We start from the raw sequence: 18738 nt of genomic DNA, 5'->3' as shown, positions 1-18738 counted from the left end.
TGTAAAGGTAATACGAATTGTTATCAATACGGTGGACTGGTTATTATTTTCAATTAGAATGCCAAACACAGAAAACGATGATGGGAATTATGATGCATAAAACCTTACTAGCTACGCTCATTTCGAGCATGTTGCTTACGCCAAATTTGTACGCCGCACAAACTCAACCAGACACCAATATAGAAGTTATCAGTATTAAAGGAAGTCGTTTAGATAAAGCGGCAACAGCAACGGGCTTACCTTTGACGCTCAGGGAAACACCGCAGTCGGTCACCATTATAGATCAAGAGTTTATTCAAAGTTTTTCGCTGAATAATGTTGCGGACTTAATGTTTTTAACGCCGGGCATTTCAGCACAGAAAATAGAAACTAATCGTTACTTCTTTAGCGCACGTGGTAATCCGATTACGAATTTTCAATTTGACGGTGTACCGGTTAATTACTCCAGTTTTTTCAATGATGCATCAACTGATACCGTCATATTCGACCGTGTTGAAGTGGTTCGGGGAGCAACGGGATTATTAACAGGGGCCGGGGAACCCTCAGCCGCCATTAATCTTATCCGTAAACGTCCAAAGTCATCCCCTGGTGGTTACCTCAGTGCAAAGGCGGGGTCATGGGACAGTTACCGTGTTGAGGGTGATAGCTCAGTTGACATCACTGCAGACAGTGATGTTCAAGCGCGATTTGCCGCAGCCTATAAAAAATCGAACAGTTTTACCGATCTAGCAGAAGATGAAAACCTACAAGTTTATGGTGTTGTTACCGCCAGATTAGGTGACAACACATTATTGACTGTAGGAGCAGATCACAGTGATCGCGATCCTAAAGGTTCAACTTGGGGGGCGTTACCACTATTTTATGCCGATGGCAGTCTAGCTAATGATCTACCCCGCTCGACGACCACTGCCGCAACTTGGTCGAGTTGGAAGCGTCATGGCACTAACGTTTTTTCTACTGTAGATCATCGCTTTGAGAATGACTGGGAACTCAAATTCGACATTGAGCATCGTGAAGATAAAATGGATGGCCATTTGTTATTTTTGTATGGCTCCCCCGATAAAACCACGGGCTTGGGCATGGGGGCATCACCGATGATTTATCAATCCTCCCGTAAACAAGATGCGGCGCGATTTTTTGCTTCGGGTCCATTTGAATTATTTGGTCGAGAACATCAACTCACAACGGGTTTGTTATATTCAAAACAAGATGTGACTGCTGATTCTTATTACACAACAGATACGTTAAACGTGGGTAATTTCTTTGAGTGGGATGGCTTGATAACAGAACCTAATTATCCATCCACACCCTCAACAGAAAAAACGGAAGAAATCCAAAAAGGCGCCTATATTGCCACCCAACTGAATCTGCATGACCAAGTGATGCTGCTACTCGGCAGCCGAATCAGCCAGTACAAAATCGATCCAGGCTATGAGCACAATGACGTTATCACTCCCTATGCAGGGCTGGTGTACGACATTACTGACAGCGTGTCGATTTATACCAGTTACACCGAGATTTTTCAGCCGCAAGACGCAAAAGATTTTAATAACAAACGCTTAGATCCGACAACAGGTAATAATATTGAGCTGGGTAGTAAGGCCGACTTCTTCGACGAAAAACTCACCGCCAGCATTGCAGTGTTTAAAGTGCAAAAAGAAAATGTGGCAGAAAGAGATCCTAACAATAAAGACCCATTACCCGATGGCAGTTTCCCAATGCGTGCAGTGGATGGCACCAGTAACCGTGGTTTTGAAATGGAACTCACCGGAAGACCCTCGGAGGATTGGGATCTGTATTTTAGTTACACCTATAGTGAGTCTGAGAAAGCCGATGGCACGGCTTTTAGTACCCATTTACCTGAAAACTTAGTGCGTTTATCTTCGCTCTATCATTTTAATGGCGCATTGGAAGATTTCACTCTCGGCGGCAACATAAGCTGGCAGAGCCAGATTTATGTAGAGAATACAGGTCCTAACGGTGAGCGTTCACAGCAAAACAGTTATTTTATTGCCAACCTCATGGCCAGTTATCAATTCACTGACGCGGCAATTGTGCGGCTGAATATTCGTAACTTGTTTGATGAAAAGTATTATTCAAGTATCGATTTTTACGATCAAGGTTTCTTTGGCGAACCGAGTAATGTCGAGCTCAGCCTGAGCTACAACTTTTAACCAGATTACTGATTGTCACTATCGTAAAGTGCCGCGCATAACTTTACTGTGCGCGGCATGCGTGATGCATAGCTAGCATATATGGAACATCATCCGACAAAGATCCAAATAATCAACTTTTTGAGTTTGACCTTCAGTCCTATATAGACACTATCTCGTCCCTTGCCATTATAAAACCTATGCTCACACTAACAGCAAACCCTGCGTAACATTAATCATATTGGCAATGCACACATTTACGTAATAATAGTCGCTATAACGATATGTAGATTTAACCCGCCCAAAGACAGATTTTAAAGCACTTTCAAACCAGTAAAATTGACCGCTATTGAATCAGATTATTACTGCGACGTTTTACCTAATGCGATACCTAACGGTTCAAAGTAATTAATCAATACTTGAAAAATGCGTTGTCGGTGGCTTTCATCCGGATAACCGCCTTCCTTTGCTAATGCAGAAAAACACGTACCCGATACCAAATAGGGGTTTGAAATTTCAGTATAAGACTCAATACACGCTTCAAATGCCCGCGCCATCATCTCTGTCGGACGCGAGAAATACTGCATTTGGTATTTTTTGTCTAACGCTATCGCTCGGCGCACATAATCGTGGGGTTCATCGTTATTGCCAGTTAAAAATGTCATCTTAAAGATGTCAGATAACCGTGCGTTAAGTGGATGTTCGATAATGGGTAAATCGGCTAACCAAAGGTCGCTCGCACATTGAAAACGTTTAGTTGAAGATTGGAAGGATTTTTCTGCAATGTAATGGTCAAACGCATGCCAAAACTCATGGGCTAATGCACCTGCACCCGCATTTTTAGCTAATGCTAATTCTCGAGTGGAGGGTGCATAATGGGCTTGTACGCCCTTTTGTCCACCATGGCCAAAGGCCAAACTCACTGTTTGACGCAGTCCTAAAGTCAAAGGGGGCAATTTTAAGATAAAAGCCAGATCGGCGAGCGAATCAAACACCAAATTCGCCGCAATACGTGATTCTTCCCGCGTAACCCAGCGGCCAACGCGCACATGGCTAAAACCAAAGGTCTGTTTGATATCCAAAAAAGTCACCTGTTCGCCAAATCGATAATCTGGCCCGTGGCGAGTATATTGCTGATTGATTAACACGGCTTACCTTTGAGCTTTATCGCGCACGATGGATGATTAATAATAGCGTTTACAGGGATATTTTAGAGAAAATAGCAACGGCATAATAGACAGGTTACAAAGATAGCAGGCACGCATACTTATTCTAAAATATGCAGTTTTAAAAATATAGCCCCGAGAATTTTTTAACCAAAATGCAAATGAATGAATTTATATTCAATTTAAACCACGTTAGCCCTGTCTTGCGGCTAACGTGAACTTAACAATGGGTTCTGGAGTTAACATTTAGATACTGTTAACACAACCATGCCGTCAGCTACCCGCTCCTAACCAACACACCCAGCAGCTTGGTAGCTAGAGGTACGCTTTGCTCAAGCGTGACACTCGCACTGCACTAGCCGCGTTTGGTGCCCCACGGATCGCTATCATCCGTTGATGGACTCGGCCCAGAACGTTCCGTTGTTCTCGGTTCTGACCTGTCTCGACGCTGCGTATAACCGTTATCTGAACTGCCATAGGAAGAACCTGAAGCGCTTTTGCTACGTTGATGTGCGCCTGAGTTTACGCCACGTCCACCCATGGGTTTTTTACCCGCATTTGGATGCCGGTTACCCGCTTCGTATTCTGCACTGGCTTGGGCCTGCATTTTGGCGATGGATTCTATCGTCAATTCCATCGGTTTACGCGGCGCTAAACCCGCAGCAAATCCTCTTTCACGTGGCTTGAGCTCAAACTGCTCACCAATAGCCTTAGGCATACGCTTAAAGCGATATAGGTAAAAGTTTTCAACTTTCTCCCGCGCCCACTCCGTTTTTTTGAGAAAAGTAATACATGCCTCAACGGTAGGATTGGTATTAAAGCAGCCTAATTTCAATGCTGCATATAAAATTTTCCAGCCATAAAAGTCGACTAACTCGGTGATCATGGTCTCGAGTTTAAGGCCGTGTAATGGATTATTTTGTTGCTCTTCAATCATGGGAATTCCAAATCCAGCCCAATTGGCTGATTTTACTGTATTAGTTTACTGTAAGTATGTTGTCTATTAGGTGAATGCCCTTTAGACGAACAGGGCAAAACTGGAGGAATAATAACGGTAAATACGCTAAACGCCTCCTTTTATTTACGTGAGTATTGGGCTAAGTGAGCCTACAGCCGTATTTAATCCACATAAAACGACTAGCAACTATCGTAAAATATTTACCGTTAACAGTGTATATGATGGCGTAACTGCTATCGTGCCAAAGGCTTAACACTTATTTACCCTATTATCGCCCCCTACTGATAACACGGCGACAAAGTGCATTATAACGCCTCCCTAATAGCAGTTAAATCAACCGATTTATAGCGTGGCTCACATACTTGCTCGCATCTTTGAGCCTTAGTCTGTATACTCCGCGACCTTATTATCTCAACTTTAGCGCAAACTTAAATGTTTGGCTGGTGTTGGTACAGCGCATGTTTCATTTTGAGGCTTGTTTGTCACCCTCCCCGTTAGCAAATACCTAGGAAAGCTCCTTTGATCTCTACCGCGAACATCACGATGCAATTTGGCCCTGAGCCATTGTTTGAAAACATTTCAGCTAAATTTGGCAATGGTCACCGTTATGGTTTGATTGGCGCAAATGGCTGCGGCAAATCGACCTTTATGAAGATCCTCAGCGGTGCTTTAGCACCAACCTCAGGTAATGTGTCCATCACACCCGGCTTAAAAGTCGGTACTCTGAGCCAAGATCAATTTGCGTTTGAGCAATATAGTGTCATTGATGCGGTGATCATGGGTGACGTTGCCCTGTGGAAAGTCAAACAAGAACGCGATGCTATTTACGCTAAACCTGACATGACTGAAGACGATGGCATGCGTGTAGGTGACTTAGAAAGCGAATTTGCCGAAATGGATGGTTACAGCGCCGAAAGCCGTGCCGGTGAAATTCTGCTAGAAGCGGGGATTGAAGAATCCTTCCACTACGGTTTAATGCAACAAGTCGCACCGGGTTGGAAATTACGCGTCTTGCTAGCACAAGCACTGTTTGCTAACCCAGATATTTTGCTACTCGACGAGCCGACCAACAACTTGGATATCCATACCATCACCTGGTTGGAAGCCGAGTTGAACAAACGTAAATGCACCATGATTATCATTTCCCATGATAGGCATTTTTTGAATGCCGTTTGCACCCACATGGCCGATATCGATTACGGTGAACTGCGCATTTACCCAGGTAACTACGAATACTTCCTTGCCCAATCAGCCTTGATCCGTGAGCAATTATTATCAGGCAATGCTAAGAAAAGTGCTGAAATCGAAGAATTACAAGACTTCGTTAACCGCTTTGGTGCTAACGCTTCTAAAGCTAAACAAGCTAGCTCACGCGCAAAGAAAATGGACAAAATTAAACTGGATGATGTGAAATCATCTAGCCGTATCCACCCTTCTATTCGCTTTGACGCGGGCAAAAAAATGCATCGCCAAGCATTGATTTTAGAAGATTTAGCCCACGGATTTGATGGCGAAGTGTTATTCGAAGGTGGTGATTTAATCCTCGAAGCTGGCGCTAAACTGGCTATTATCGGCGAAAACGGTGTAGGTAAAACGACCTTTTTACGCTGTTTAGTCAACGATTTAGAGCACAACAAAGGCGTGGTCAAGTGGTCAGAAAACGCATCAATCGGTTACTGTCCACAAGACAGCAGCAGCGAGTTTGATAATGACTACACACTGATGGATTGGATGAGCCAATGGCGCTTACCTAAGCATAACGATTTAATGGTGCGCGCCATGTTAGGTCGCTTGCTGTTTACCGAAGATGATGCCAACAAAAAAGCCCGTAACTGTTCTGGTGGTGAGAAAAACCGCTTGTTATTCGGCAAGTTAATGATGCAAGACATCAACGTGTTGATCATGGACGAACCGACTAACCACATGGATATGGAAGCGATTGAAGCATTAAATAATGCTTTGAAAGATTTTGAAGGTACTTTGATATTTGTTAGCCATGACCGAGAGTTTGTATCGTCATTAGCAACACGTATCATTGATATTAAAGATAAAAAGATAACAAACTTCCAAGGCACTTTCGAAGAATATCTTTCAAGCCAAGCTGAAATGGAAGCGAGAAAAAGCGCGTAATATTGCTCGGCTAACTCGTATCGATTAACCCAGCGTTATCGCATTTAAGAGTCGTCATTGGTATCCAATGACGACTTTTTTATTACGAGTAAAACAATCTCCTATAAAGTTATCTATGGTATTAACAGGTAATAAACGCATCCACATTGCATTAATTCGACCGGTTAAAACGCTTACCTTAGTATCATTTCAAACATTAATATCTGTCTCTAAGCGGCGAAGGATAAAACGCTCTTTTTAACAAATTAAGGATCTACTCGCTTACATATCTCACCAATACAAAAACTTAACGGTGCAGTCCTTAAACCCCTAGGTTACACTGGCTATGTCATTGACTGGGATGGAACCGCTTATGAGCCAACGTACGTTACACTCCTTATTTAAACCCACCTCGGTGGCCATTATTGGCGCATCCAATACTGAAAAGCGTGCCGGTAACGTGCTGATGAAAAATCTGCTATCCGCGGGTTTTTCTGGGCCAATCATGCCAGTCACACCTAAATATCGGGCGGTGATGGGCGTGCTCGCTTATCCCAATATTCAGGCTTTACCGATTAAGCCCGATTTAGCGGTTATTTGTACCCGTGCTTGTCGAGTCCCCGCCATTGTTGAAACTCTTGCTCAGTTTGGCTGTAAAGTCGCCATTATTATGGCCTCTGGTATGGCGCAGGAATTTAACGAAGAAGGCGTGAGTTTGCTTGAACTGACCATGCAACATGCTAAACGTTACGGCATGCGTATTCTTGGGCCAAATAGTTTAGGGATATTATTACCAACGCTGGGGTTGAACGCCAGTTTAGCCCATGCTGGTGCCCTTCCTGGTAAAATCGCCTTTGTGTCACAGTCTGCGGCAATTTGTACCACAGTGCTTGATTGGGCAAATAATAAAGGCATTGGTTTTTCTTCTTTTATTTCCCTTGGTGATGCTACCGATATTAGTTTTGATGAGTTACTGGATTACCTTGGCCGCGACAGCCGTACCAGTGCGATTATGCTTTATATCGATTCAGTCAATGAAAAGCGCCATTTTCTCTCTGCAGCGCGCGCAGCTTCACGCAATAAACCTATCTTAGTGATTAAATCAGGTCGAAGTCCTGAGGGGGCGCGTGCAGCAAAACTGCACACGGGCGGCGTTGGCGGAAACGATGCGGTGTACGAAGCGGCGTTTCGCCGTGCTGGTATGCTGCGGGTTAACGATTTAATTGAATTATTTGCTGCGGTAGAAAGCCTCGCGCATTCTAATCCGCTGCAAGGTGAGCGTTTAGGTATCATCAGTAATGGTGGCGGCCCAGCGGTGCTTGCGGTCGATGAGCTCATTATGCGCGGCGGTAAACTTGCCGAGCTTACCGATGGCACGATTGCACTACTTGATGGCGTGTTACCCAATATATGGTCAAAACAAAACCCACTGGATATTATTGGCGATGCTAACGCAGAACGTTATGCTAAAGCGTTAAATATTTTGATGGATAGCAATGAATTAGATGCCATTTTAGTGATGCACTCTCCATCAGCATTGGGTGAAAGTGTTGAAATAGCCGATGCATTAATTAAAACCATTCATGCGCATCCTAAAAAGAATCGTTTAAATATTCTCACTAACTGGAGCGGTGAAGATTCAGCTTATCAAGCTCGTAAACGCTTTACCAAAGGTGGCATTGCAACCTATCGTACGCCCGAAGGGGCAGTGGGTGCTTTTATGCACATGGTGGAATACCGCCGCAACCAAAAGCTGCTGCAAGAAGTACCGCAATCGATTCCCGATAATATCCCTACCGATAGCCAAACGGCACGCAAATTACTGCAAGCGGCTCAAGCTAAAGGTAAATCCGTATTAGAAACTCACGAGGCCAGCCCTATTTTGCGTGCCTATGGGCTTAATACTATCGACACTTGGTTTGTCAAAGATGCCGATGAAGCCGTAGCCATTGCGAACGAAGCGGGCTATCCCTTAGCCTTAAAAGTGCAATCCCCCAATATTTTGCATAAATCCGATGTCCATGGGGTGATGCTCAATTTAACCTCGGCCGAAGATATCCGTCACGCCGCAAATGCGATTACTCAAAGGGTGCATCAAGCCAATCCTGAAGCGATTATTGAAGGCATGATAGTGCAGAAAATGGCCTTAACCGCAGGCGCGCAAGAAATTCGCGTTGCAGTGATAAGCGATCCCGTGTTTGGCCCTGCGATTTGTTTAGGTGAAGGCGGTTCAGAATGGGATCCGACTAATGATGCCGCCGTGGCACTGCCGCCACTGAATATGGCACTGGCACGGTATATGGTGATCCAAGCATTAAAGACCCATAAATTAAAAGACCGACATTTACCGTTGGGACTCGATATGAATGCCCTGTGCGTAATGCTCACGCAAATATCGCACATCATCATCGATTGTCCTGAAATCTCCTCGTTAGATTTAAATCCTGTGTTAGCCGCAGGTGAAAACATCACCCTGCTTGATGTGAATATCCGTTTGCATGAGGCGAATGCTGACAATTCTACTCGTATGGCCATCATGCCGTATCCGAAAGAGTTAGAAGAATTTGCGGTGCTTAAAAATGGGCTTAAGGTCATGCTGCGACCGATTTTACCGGAGGATGAACCAAAGCATTTAGCCTTTGATAACTCGCTATCCGATGAAGACAGATACAAGCGTTATTTTGGCGTGCGCTCAAAAATGACCCATGAAGAAATGGCGGTGTTAACCCAAATCGACTATGCCCGCGAAATGGCTTTTATCGCTACAGCCAAAGGGCCTGATGGCGATGATATTACGCTTGGCGCAGTGCGCGCTTCAATTGATCCTGATAATACAGAGGCCGAATTTGCCATGGCAGTGCGCGGCGATCACCAAGGTATAGGTTTAGGTAAGTTATTACTGGAAAAGCTGATTAAGTATTATCAAGCCAATAACACTCCTGTGCTTGCAGGGTTTACCATGTTTGAAAATCGTAATATGGCAAGTTTAGCTAAAAGTTTAGGCTTTAAAGTCACCTTCGATATGGAGGAGCATTTAATCAAAATGCACATGGATTTAACGCCGCCCAGTGATAAATAGCAGCTATTCGTAACGCACTTATTGTTTTGTAAACTACAGACCACAACGCCGCAAATTATTGCGGCGTTGTGTTATTTAAGGTTATTTCTTGGTGAAATATGATTGGGATTTTTTGTCTTTACATATAAATGCATACAGCACAGTCACTTACATTGACAGCAGTTCAACCTCTAACGCAGTTACGGCCTTCTGCTTTAGCTTGATAAAGCGCTGTATCAGCACGGCTGAATAAGGTTTCAGCATCGTCATCCTGCTGTAATGAGGCCAATCCAATAGACACGGTAATCGCGCCGAGGGACAGTTTTTTGTCCTTGCCTATAGTTAAGTGGCGCTCAGAAATACGTTCTCGCAGGTTTTCAGCCACTTGTAGTGCATCATGAAAATGCGTATTGGGTAACACCACCACAAATTCTTCGCCGCCATAACGTGCCACAAAGTCATCACCACGCACACATTGTTTTAAGGCTAATGCAACATAGGCCAACACTTTATCGCCGGTTAAATGACCATAGGTATCGTTAAACGCTTTAAAATTATCAATATCAATCAACAACAGGCTACAGCGGGTATGGTGATCTTCAGCATGGTGAATTTGGTCCTGAATACTCAACTCATAAGCGCGGCGATTGTGCAGCGACGTTAATTGGTCTGTCATCGCCGCTAGACTCAGGTTTTCCATTTCCGATTTAAGACTTTGCACTTCTTGACCCATAGTGCGTAAGCTTTGCTCCATATCACGAGTGTTGATAAGCAGCATTTGCATCTCATCGACAACACCATCAACCAGCTCATTTAAGGTATGAATATCGGGCTTAGTTTGAAGAAGCAAACCAAACTCGGCTAATGAGCCAGAGAACGCAGTGGTGCCTTGATTGAGTTGACTGATTTTAGTCATCAGACTGTTGATCAGAATTTGCGTTTCGATCTGCACATTTTCAATGACTTCGGGTGATTGCTCTTGAATAAAGTTCTTATACAGGCTGGTATTTACCTCCTTGGTAAAAGAAACAGAATTAGCCAAAAAACCATCAATCGCACGGTTTAAATCAAGATTTGTTCCAGAAAAATACTCATACCAAACGGTGTAGTTTTCAGGCGTGACCGGAATTTCAAGGGCTGACATTCGCGGTACCGCCAAACGCAAAATGTGCGCGGCAGAATCAAGTTCTTTATTTTCTGCAGTAGGAGGCATAAATCGTAAACCATATAAATGTTATATTTTTGTATGCCTTAAGTTAACTCAACTGCTTCAATTTGGATATGGGGGAAATGAATTATTATCATGAGAAGTAAAAGAAAAGAGGATATTACCACCCTCTTTCACAGTAATAATTGCGATTAACCAAACGCTATAACATAAGCCCAGCAATAAACCATTGATGCTTTAGCCACGGCAACGGGCAAAGATATCTAACTCTGGCTTATACACTGCTGTTTTAACATTCATTAGGCCTAATAGACTGTCAAATAAATTGTCATGGGAAAACCCGCCTTTGGCTGCATGCTGCGCTAAACAAGCCATATCTAAATGATTATCCTGGCTAAAATCCTTTGATATCCAAGCAAGCATAGGAATACTCGTCTGTTCAACGGGGGCAATACGGTAAGGCGCACCATGCAAATACATACCCTTTTCACCTAAAGACTCACCGTGATCGCTCAGATACAACATGGCAGAGTCAAATTTATCTTGCTGATGTTGTAATTTTTTAACCACCTCACTGATGATGTAATCAGTATATAAAATGGTGTTGTCGTAAGTGTTCATTAGCTCAGTGGCACTACAGTTTTGAATATCACTGCGTTGACAATCGGGCGTAAATTTACGGTGCTCTGGCGGATAGCGTAAAAAATAAGTTGGCCCGTGACTGCCGATGATATGCAAGACAATCACAGTATCTTTGCGCTCTGCGTTGGCTAACGCTTCATCTAACTTATTGAGTAACACTTGATCAAAACAATAGTCTCCAGAACATAATTTAGGATCGCTTTTTAAATTAATGGTGATATTTTCGACTTGGTCACACACACCTTTACAGCCAGAGTCATTATCAAACCATTGTACTTTAATGGCAGCATGATCAAGTACATCCACCGCAGTATCTTGGGCATAGGCGCGGCGAGCATCGTAATCCTCTCGCCCCATGCGTGAAAACATACAAGGCAGAGACACCGCAGTCGCCGTGCCACATGAGCTGGTATCTTTAAATACGGTAAGCCCTTGATCTTGGGTATGGGCGTTAGTTGGTTTGTCATAGCCATAATATTGATGGTTCATCGAGCGCGCGGTTTCACCCACCACCAAAACTAATAAGTTAGGTTTACCGTTGGGGTTAGCGCTGACATTTTTAGCATCCAGCCCCAGTTGTTCATACTGCATCGGTGTTTGTAAATAACGCACATTAATATATTTAGATGCGGCGCCAATAAAATAGGTCGGTACGACATAGCGTTTCAACTCGTCATGATTACGGCCAAAGGAGGCATAATCTTGAAAATAGAAGAAAGCAATTACACCAAGACCTGCCAACATGGTTAGCATAAACAGCACCTTATGTAGCAGCTCCTTTAAGAAAGGCTTATATTGAATATCCACTTTATAGATAAGGTACGCAGGTAGAATCCCTGTTAGTAACATGTTCATGATTGAAGCGAAATTCACATACATTAACGCTTCGGCAGGATTAGTTTGAAAGGTGTTTTCAATCATGCCGTAATCAAACACGACGTTGTATTCATACGCGGCAAAAAAAACGCTCGATGACAATAACGTGAGTATGATGAAAAATGGCTTCAGCAGATATTTTGTCGTAAATAATGAAAATACAAAACTGAGTGCAAACGTTAAAAATAGCGGCATAGTCGCGATAAAGATGGGATCTACATCAGTTTGTTTTTCCAAGCCTTTTTTAATGATGCCAAATAATGGAATATTGAAAATACAGACGAAATATAACGCGATGATAAAAGTGAATTGATTCACTGATAGAGTTTTAAATCTTGCTAACACTGCTATAACTCTCTCAAATTGATAATTTATCGAAGCTAACTTATTTATCTTAAGATAGTCTTACGACTTAAATTTAACCTATGATAACAAACTCTTGCATATGGCTCAAATCGCTCAGTAAAAAAACAACATAATGAAAACATAAATGCAACAACCTGCAGCAAGAGCAAAATAGAAAACGGCCGAACCCCAAGAAGTTCGACCGTTTTTTTGTTCCCCAACCTATTAGGGACTTGCTCGGTTCGCCACTAATTTGTGGCTAATTTGTTAAAGTATGTAAATTCGGTGGCAATTATCGTAACTGCTGTAATTAAGTAGGCAAACGCCATTGAATTAAGTTCCGCAGCTTGATTATTATCTGCAGCGCCAGCGTGGCCACCTTCATTTCGTAGTACAACACATCAATCCCCATGTCTTTCATCTTAACTACCATCTTACGAGCGTGACCTGAGTGAACCCGGTCGTCACGGGTAGAGGTGGTGAAAAGACTTTTGGATAATGCACGTCTTTATGCAGATGATGATAAGGCGAGTAGCTTTTAATGTACGCCCATTCCTCTGGAATATCTGGGTTACCATATTCGCCCATCCAGCTAGCACCCGCTAGCAACTTATTTAATCTAAACATATCACAAATATATTTATCTTCTTCTGCGTGAAGCTGACCACTCATGCTGATTAGCTTAATTAATCGCTAGCTCAACGATTAACTCAGTAATAATGCAACAGAGTGCAAGGGATAATAATAGAAGATGATTAATCTAGAATGAATCGCGTTTTTAAAGATTTATTACTATAAAAAAGCGCCTTAAGCTGACACAACTACTATCACAAAAGCCGGGGAATGTCACGAGAGATGTATTGGATATAGAACGCAATACAAGACAATTTAAGTTGGATGGTAACAGTAACTGGCTTATCCAAGAGCGATTAAAATGAGCAAAACAAGTATCCAATTAGACCAAATAAAAATGCCGTTCACTCTTAAGTGAACGGCATTACCCACGAGGGACGCTTTTTAGTAAAAAAAATAGGCTACATTAAAACTCGTTATTCATGCGTGACAGTAAATTAACCAACACGACTCGTTCCTCACGGCTCATTTTTGCGGTGAGATCTGTGGTGAGCTGTAGATGTAGTGCATCATGCTCAAGGAACAAAGTTTGTCCCTTGTCAGTTAATTCCACCAAAATAGAACGGCGATCGGTTTCATGGGGACGACGTACGACCCACTGTGCCTCTACCATTTTATCAATTTGCACTGTCAACGTGCCGGTCGTGACACCAATTTTATCCGCCAGTTCTTTCATCCGCATGGCACCGTGCACGCCAAGCAACTCAATAGTATGCACTTGCGATAGACTAAAGCCTTTATCACGTACTATGGAGTGCTCCCAAGATGACAGTTTTTCGTAAAACTCAATAATCACATGATTTAATGCATGATCTGTTGAATGTGAGGCTGTTGAATCAGCAGCAGTCGAATCAGAGTCACTTTCATGCAAGTTTGATAAATGATGATGTGCAACAGTCATTAGGCTTCCTTAGCCATACACTCGCGCTGACGACAAGTATGGAGTTCAATAGTGATATGGGACAACTCAGGAAATTGTGACAGTAACTGATTAAAATAGCTGGCATCTTTTGGTGAATGGGACACGATAGATACCATAATAGCATGGTGATCGGCGCTCACTCGCCAAAGATGTAAATCGGCGATTTGATGATCGGGTACAGCCTCGATGGTTTCTGCCACTTTACGCTGCAATGACGCTTTAACACCACCATCGAGCAAGATAGGACTCGTTTGCTGAATAAGCCCCCATGACCAACGGCTGATAATCACCGCCCCCACAATCCCCATAACTGGGTCGAGCCAAGTCAGTCCCATGTATTTACCAAACAACAAGGCAGCGATGGCGAGCACTGACGTTAACGCATCGGCTAGCACGTGAAAATAGGCGGCGCGAAGATTGTGATCATGGCCACCTTGGACCTTCTGGCTCTTATGCTCATGCTCAGCAGCATGTTGGTGGTCCTGTTCATGTGAGTCATGGTGCGAATTCGTATCATGTGAATGCGCTGTATAAGCATGTTCGTCTTCATGATCATCTTGATGGTCATTATCGTGACTATGTCCGTGCCCGTTGTGATGCCCATGGTCGTGGGTATGATGATCTTTAAGTAAAAACACACTCAGCACATTAACGCTTAAACCTATCACCGCCACAAAAATAGCTTCGTTGAAATGAATTTGCTCAGGACTAATCAACCGCATTGCCGATTCAATCACCATCACCAATGCGACTAAACCTAAAGCAATCGCACTGGTGTAACCGCCAAGTACACTTACCTTGCCCGTACCAAAAGCAAAAGCAGGATCGTTAGCGTGTTTACGGGCATAGGAATAAGCGAATAAAGTGATCATAAAGGCCGCGGCATGGGTGCCCATATGCCAACCGTCGGCCAGCAGCGCCATAGAACCGTAAATGGTTCCGGCGGCAATTTCAGCCACCATAGTCACAATAGTCAAATACAGTACATAACGCGTATTTTTTTCACCTTCTCTATTTAGGCTAGAAAACTGATGGGAATGCTGCCACGGCGTGAGCGAGTGCCCTTTCCCATGGCTCGTTTCGGCATGATGTAAATGTTGTTCGCTTGTGGTTGATTCCATCGTGTAATCCTTTTCCAGCACTATCAATGATTAATACTGGGATTATAGTTTGAAAACCAAAATACATGAATAACGAAATACATCAAAGTCAAAAATAATGACTATCAAGCTATTTTGACCTCAAACATTATCATTCATAACGGCAGTGATACTATCTTATCCGCCGATTGATGATAAACCTTAACAACTGACCTTTAGCACAAGCAAAGTATTGAAAAATAAAATCAATTAAATTATGTATTTGCATGTCAGAATCGAGGGTATAAAAACCATAAATTTTAATGAGACTATGGTTAAAATGACAAAGGTTAAGATGACAAATTCATACTTTAATGATGAGTAATGGCTTAACTTGAAATCTCATCTTCAGCCCATAAATTGATGGCAATAACATGAATCACTTTTTGCTGAGGCAATAACAAATACGGTTCATAGTTTTTTTATAATATTATTTAACCCTTTGTTGAATATTCTGCGTTTGTAGGGACAACACATCGGCAACGCTGCCGATAAAAGCGAGTTCGATTAGGAGAAATAAGATGAAATTGAATACGTTATTAAGTGCTGTAGCCCTGTCCTTAGCACTTTCCATTAGCTCATTTAACGCCATAGCAATAAGCTCACCCCAGTTAATAGGACTCGATACCCCCATGATCAGCATTCAACGTTTTGGTCAAACAGATTACAGCCCACAGGAAGTGACTAAGATGTTTCCCGCGCCTTCGGCAGGGATGGTGCAACATATTTTGACATTGCCTAAGCTAGAAAATGAAGATGACTATATGATCGAAATTCAAATTGGTCAGACGAAAATGGTTGATTGCAATAAACATGGATTAAATGGCGAGTTAAAAGAGCGCACAGTCGAAGGCTGGGGCTATAACTATTATCAAGTAGATGAAATATCGGCAGGTCCAAGCACTATGATGGCTTGTTCTGATACAGCAAAACAAAGTGCTTTTATCAAAATCCCAGACGAACTTATACTGCGCTATGACAGCCGCTTACCTAACGTTTTTTATCTTCCTGAGGGAACAGAAATACGCGTTAGAACCTGGAAAGTAGACTCAACATATCAATATTCTAAGTAAAAATAGTTCCAATGCGCTTCGAGTCTTTGCTTATCATCACGAGCAAAGGCTCGAAGCACATTAATCAAAATCTTTTAATTCTAACAACTTGCATAATCTCTATTTCAAAGCCAGCAACAGTCTCTGTTTCTGGATAATAGATAACGTTGATTTTTTGCCCTTGCAAATTTTTATACTTTTTGACGCGGCGAAATTTAAACGGCACATCACAATCTTCAATCATCACGGTATGTTGTACCCAGTCAGCTTTTTCTCTTTGCATGTGAGAAACCACAGTCACACCTTCAGAGTGAACCAAATGCTCATGGGTAGCTAACATCTTTTTTACGGCCTTATTCATGTTCAACTCTTTTCTCATCTAGTTGCGACAACTGCGACGCAACTTTCTGTTTAATTTCAGCATATCTCAATTTTTCACAGCGACCGAAGCCACTTAACTTGCGCACTTGAAAGCGACTGACCAAGGGAACTGCCATACCTGCAAGACAACGACAGTAAGTATCAGGGGATATAGCATTAATACCTTTGGCGGTTAAATGCGTTTTTAACTCAATCAAATCAAGCAATATTTGCTGTTCAGTAGGCCAAACGGGCTCTGTTGAATAGCGTAACTGAGCAATATTTCCACGGCAAACACTACAATGACCACACAAAGTGGGTGCCTGATTGTCATCAAAATAACGCGATAAATTATGGCTTAAACATGTTTCAAGCTCAAAAAAGCGCACTAATTGTGCTATTCGTGCAATTTCTTTCTGTTCTTTATCGTTAAAATAATGATAAAGCACATCAATCAAATCCGCTTGCGCCAATGCGTTCACATCTACCTGATACACATCTGTTATACGTTTAGTTTCTAACTCAATTAACTGATGTTCAGCTAAATATTCCAGTGCTAGTAACACGCGACTGCGCTCATGGCCCGTGGCACTGTATAGGGCATCAAAATCCAATGCGCCCCATATTTTTTTCATCTGCGTATGATTAAAAATCTGCGTCAAAAATGCCTGCCGCTCTGGATTAAATCGATCCAAAATGGCTTGCTTATCTACTAGAAATTTATAGTTTACATCAGCGTAGTAAGCAAACAACGGCTTTACTATCCCCAATATTTCTAGTTGAACGAGCAAGGTTTTCAAGGGCAACTGGCGAATATTACTCACGGTGGAGAGTCCATTTAACTGGCATTCCCATTGACCTAAATGCTGCTCAAGTCTAATAGTGTCAACTACTTGTGCGATACCATCCTGCTCAGGAGTGTCACCATAGACAAAATTTTCAACGGTATTTAATCCATCAAGATTCGCTAAAGTCACGCAGTGAGATAGCGCACCATCACGCCCTGCTCGACCTATTTCTTGGCTGTAATTCTCTATCGATTTAGGTAAATCATAATGGATCACAAAACGAATATTACTCTTATCGATCCCCATGCCAAAGGCGATAGTAGCCACAACGACTTGTAACTTATCTTGCATAAAGTCATTTTGGATTTGTTGACGCTTTTCATCTTCAAATCCAGCGTGGTATGCGCTGGCAATAATCCCATGTTGGCTTAATAAGCGCGCTACCGTTTCAGCAGTTTGCTGTAACGTCACATACACAATACCGGCGCCAGAAAATGAGGCGATTTGCTTAACAAGCAAGTCATCTTTTTCTTGTGTGGAGATAGGCAGTACTGTCAAATCTAAGTTAGGTCGATAAAAACCCGTTTGCACTATGTGCTCAGGCGCGATATCAAACCGTTTTGCCATATCCAGCTTAACTTTGCGTGTCGCCGTAGCGGTTAACAACAATACTAATGGGATTTGTAAATCACGGCGATAATCAGGCAATTTAAGATAATCAGGACGAAAGTTGTGCCCCCATTCTGAAATACAATGTGCCTCATCAACTACTAACATAGACAAAGTAACCGATTGAATAAATTGTCTAAAACGCTCATTTTTAAAACGTTCTACCGACACCATTAAAATCTTAAGTGTACCAGAACGTGCATCTACCATCACTTTTTGACTTTGTTCGGCACTCAATGTGGAGTCAATGCTTGCAGCATTAATGCCTTTAGATTGCAAAAATTCCAGCTGATCTTTCATCAAAGCCAGTAATGGTGAAATCACTAGTGTCAAATGAGGTAACTGCAATGCCGTAAATTGATAGCAAAGGGATTTACCCGAGCCCGTTGGGAAGATAGCTAAACTCGACTGTCCACTCAATAGTTGCGCTATAGTTTGCACTTGCCCAGGACGAAATTCAGAGAAACCAAACCCTTGTTGCAATAAACTTTCATATGGGTTGGTCTCTAGAATAGGATTAAGCATCAAGCGTCCTTTACACTCATTCTTACCCGCCTAAATGTTAAGACCTAGTGCAAGAAAAAGATTTAGCATTTAATTAATCGCCTAGTTTAGCAAATTTTAAGATACTTTATGGAGTTAATTACTCACAAGCGCATTTAAAACCGCAAGTGAGCTGATAAAAAAGCAGGAGGACATC

Annotated in this window: 12 protein-coding genes and 2 pseudogenes; 5 read left to right on the top strand and 9 right to left on the bottom strand. The window is 42.5% G+C overall.

All coding sequences use genetic code 11. The features are described from left to right. The first annotated feature begins 92 nt into the window (after positions 1-92). Positions 93-2174 (top strand): TonB-dependent siderophore receptor, encoded by a 2082-nt coding sequence (locus ACRN9H_RS08730; RefSeq protein WP_432313370.1) that lies wholly within the window; start codon positions 93-95, stop codon positions 2172-2174. A 341-nt stretch (positions 2175-2515) separates the two neighbouring features. On the opposite strand, the gene ACRN9H_RS08725 is transcribed toward ACRN9H_RS08730, so the two are convergent. Next, entirely contained in the window at positions 2516-3301 is a 786-nt protein-coding gene (locus ACRN9H_RS08725) for a CLCA_X family protein (protein ID WP_432313328.1), read from the bottom strand. 373 nt (positions 3302-3674) lie between these two features. After that, positions 3675-4256, bottom strand: a complete 582-nt coding sequence (locus ACRN9H_RS08720; protein ID WP_432313327.1) for a VF530 family DNA-binding protein — start codon at positions 4254-4256, stop codon at positions 3675-3677. A 540-nt stretch (positions 4257-4796) separates the two neighbouring features. On the opposite strand from ACRN9H_RS08720, the gene ACRN9H_RS08715 reads away from it, so the two are divergent. Together ACRN9H_RS08715 and ACRN9H_RS08710 are read left to right on the top strand one after the other, a co-directional pair. Further along, positions 4797-6407: an ABC-F family ATPase gene (locus ACRN9H_RS08715; protein WP_076502157.1), complete on the top strand. Its 1611-nt coding sequence runs from the start codon at positions 4797-4799 to the stop codon at positions 6405-6407. A 352-nt stretch (positions 6408-6759) separates the two neighbouring features. Continuing rightward, positions 6760-9465, top strand: coding sequence for an acetate--CoA ligase family protein (locus tag ACRN9H_RS08710; protein WP_432313326.1), 2706 nt, complete (start codon positions 6760-6762; stop codon positions 9463-9465). A gap of 163 nt (positions 9466-9628) precedes the next feature. Here ACRN9H_RS08710 and ACRN9H_RS08705 read toward each other — a convergent pair whose 3' ends face one another. From ACRN9H_RS08705 to ACRN9H_RS08695, 3 genes and pseudogenes are all read right to left on the bottom strand, one after another. Continuing rightward, positions 9629-10657, bottom strand: coding sequence for a GGDEF domain-containing protein (locus ACRN9H_RS08705; RefSeq protein WP_432313325.1), 1029 nt, complete (start codon positions 10655-10657; stop codon positions 9629-9631). Between the two features lie 192 nt (positions 10658-10849). Continuing rightward, positions 10850-12475 (bottom strand): phosphoethanolamine transferase, encoded by a 1626-nt coding sequence (locus ACRN9H_RS08700; protein ID WP_432313324.1) that lies wholly within the window; start codon positions 12473-12475, stop codon positions 10850-10852. A gap of 248 nt (positions 12476-12723) precedes the next feature. Then, positions 12724-13111 (bottom strand): annotated as a pseudogene (locus ACRN9H_RS08695) (prolyl oligopeptidase family serine peptidase); the annotation flags it as partial. Positions 13112-13284: 173 nt separating this feature from the next. Between ACRN9H_RS08695 and ACRN9H_RS08690 the strand changes: the two are divergent. Beyond that, a pseudogene (locus tag ACRN9H_RS08690) lies at positions 13285-13462 on the top strand (IS4 family transposase); the annotation flags it as partial. A gap of 52 nt (positions 13463-13514) precedes the next feature. Here the strand turns inward: ACRN9H_RS08690 and ACRN9H_RS08685 are convergent. Both ACRN9H_RS08685 and ACRN9H_RS08680 read right to left on the bottom strand, forming a co-directional pair. Beyond that, a complete protein-coding gene (locus tag ACRN9H_RS08685; protein ID WP_432313323.1) occupies positions 13515-14009 on the bottom strand; it encodes a MarR family winged helix-turn-helix transcriptional regulator in 495 nt (164 codons plus the stop codon). Then, positions 14009-15151: a cation diffusion facilitator family transporter gene (locus tag ACRN9H_RS08680; RefSeq protein ID WP_432313322.1), complete on the bottom strand. Its 1143-nt coding sequence runs from the start codon at positions 15149-15151 to the stop codon at positions 14009-14011. The genes ACRN9H_RS08685 and ACRN9H_RS08680 overlap by 1 nt, the downstream gene beginning before the upstream one ends. A 539-nt stretch (positions 15152-15690) precedes the next feature. On the opposite strand from ACRN9H_RS08680, the gene eco reads away from it, so the two are divergent. Further along, on the top strand, positions 15691-16242 hold the full coding sequence (gene eco, locus ACRN9H_RS08675; RefSeq protein ID WP_432313321.1) for a serine protease inhibitor ecotin: 552 nt from the start codon (positions 15691-15693) through the stop codon (positions 16240-16242). Positions 16243-16306: 64 nt separating this feature from the next. Here eco and ACRN9H_RS08670 read toward each other — a convergent pair whose 3' ends face one another. Together ACRN9H_RS08670 and ACRN9H_RS08665 are read right to left on the bottom strand one after the other, a co-directional pair. Continuing rightward, entirely contained in the window at positions 16307-16582 is a 276-nt protein-coding gene (locus ACRN9H_RS08670) for a hypothetical protein (RefSeq protein WP_076502141.1), read from the bottom strand. After that, a complete protein-coding gene (locus ACRN9H_RS08665) occupies positions 16575-18563 on the bottom strand; it encodes a RecQ family ATP-dependent DNA helicase (protein ID WP_432313320.1) in 1989 nt (662 codons plus the stop codon). The genes ACRN9H_RS08670 and ACRN9H_RS08665 overlap by 8 nt, the downstream gene beginning before the upstream one ends. Positions 18564-18738: the final 175 nt, after the last annotated feature.

The organism is Shewanella sp. MF08487 (assembly GCF_050848685.1).
In the GTDB taxonomy this organism is placed as follows: Bacteria; Pseudomonadota; Gammaproteobacteria; order Enterobacterales; family Shewanellaceae; genus Shewanella; species Shewanella glacialipiscicola.
Note: the sequence above shows the minus strand (reverse complement) of the source record. Positions and strands in the feature narration are given on the sequence as shown.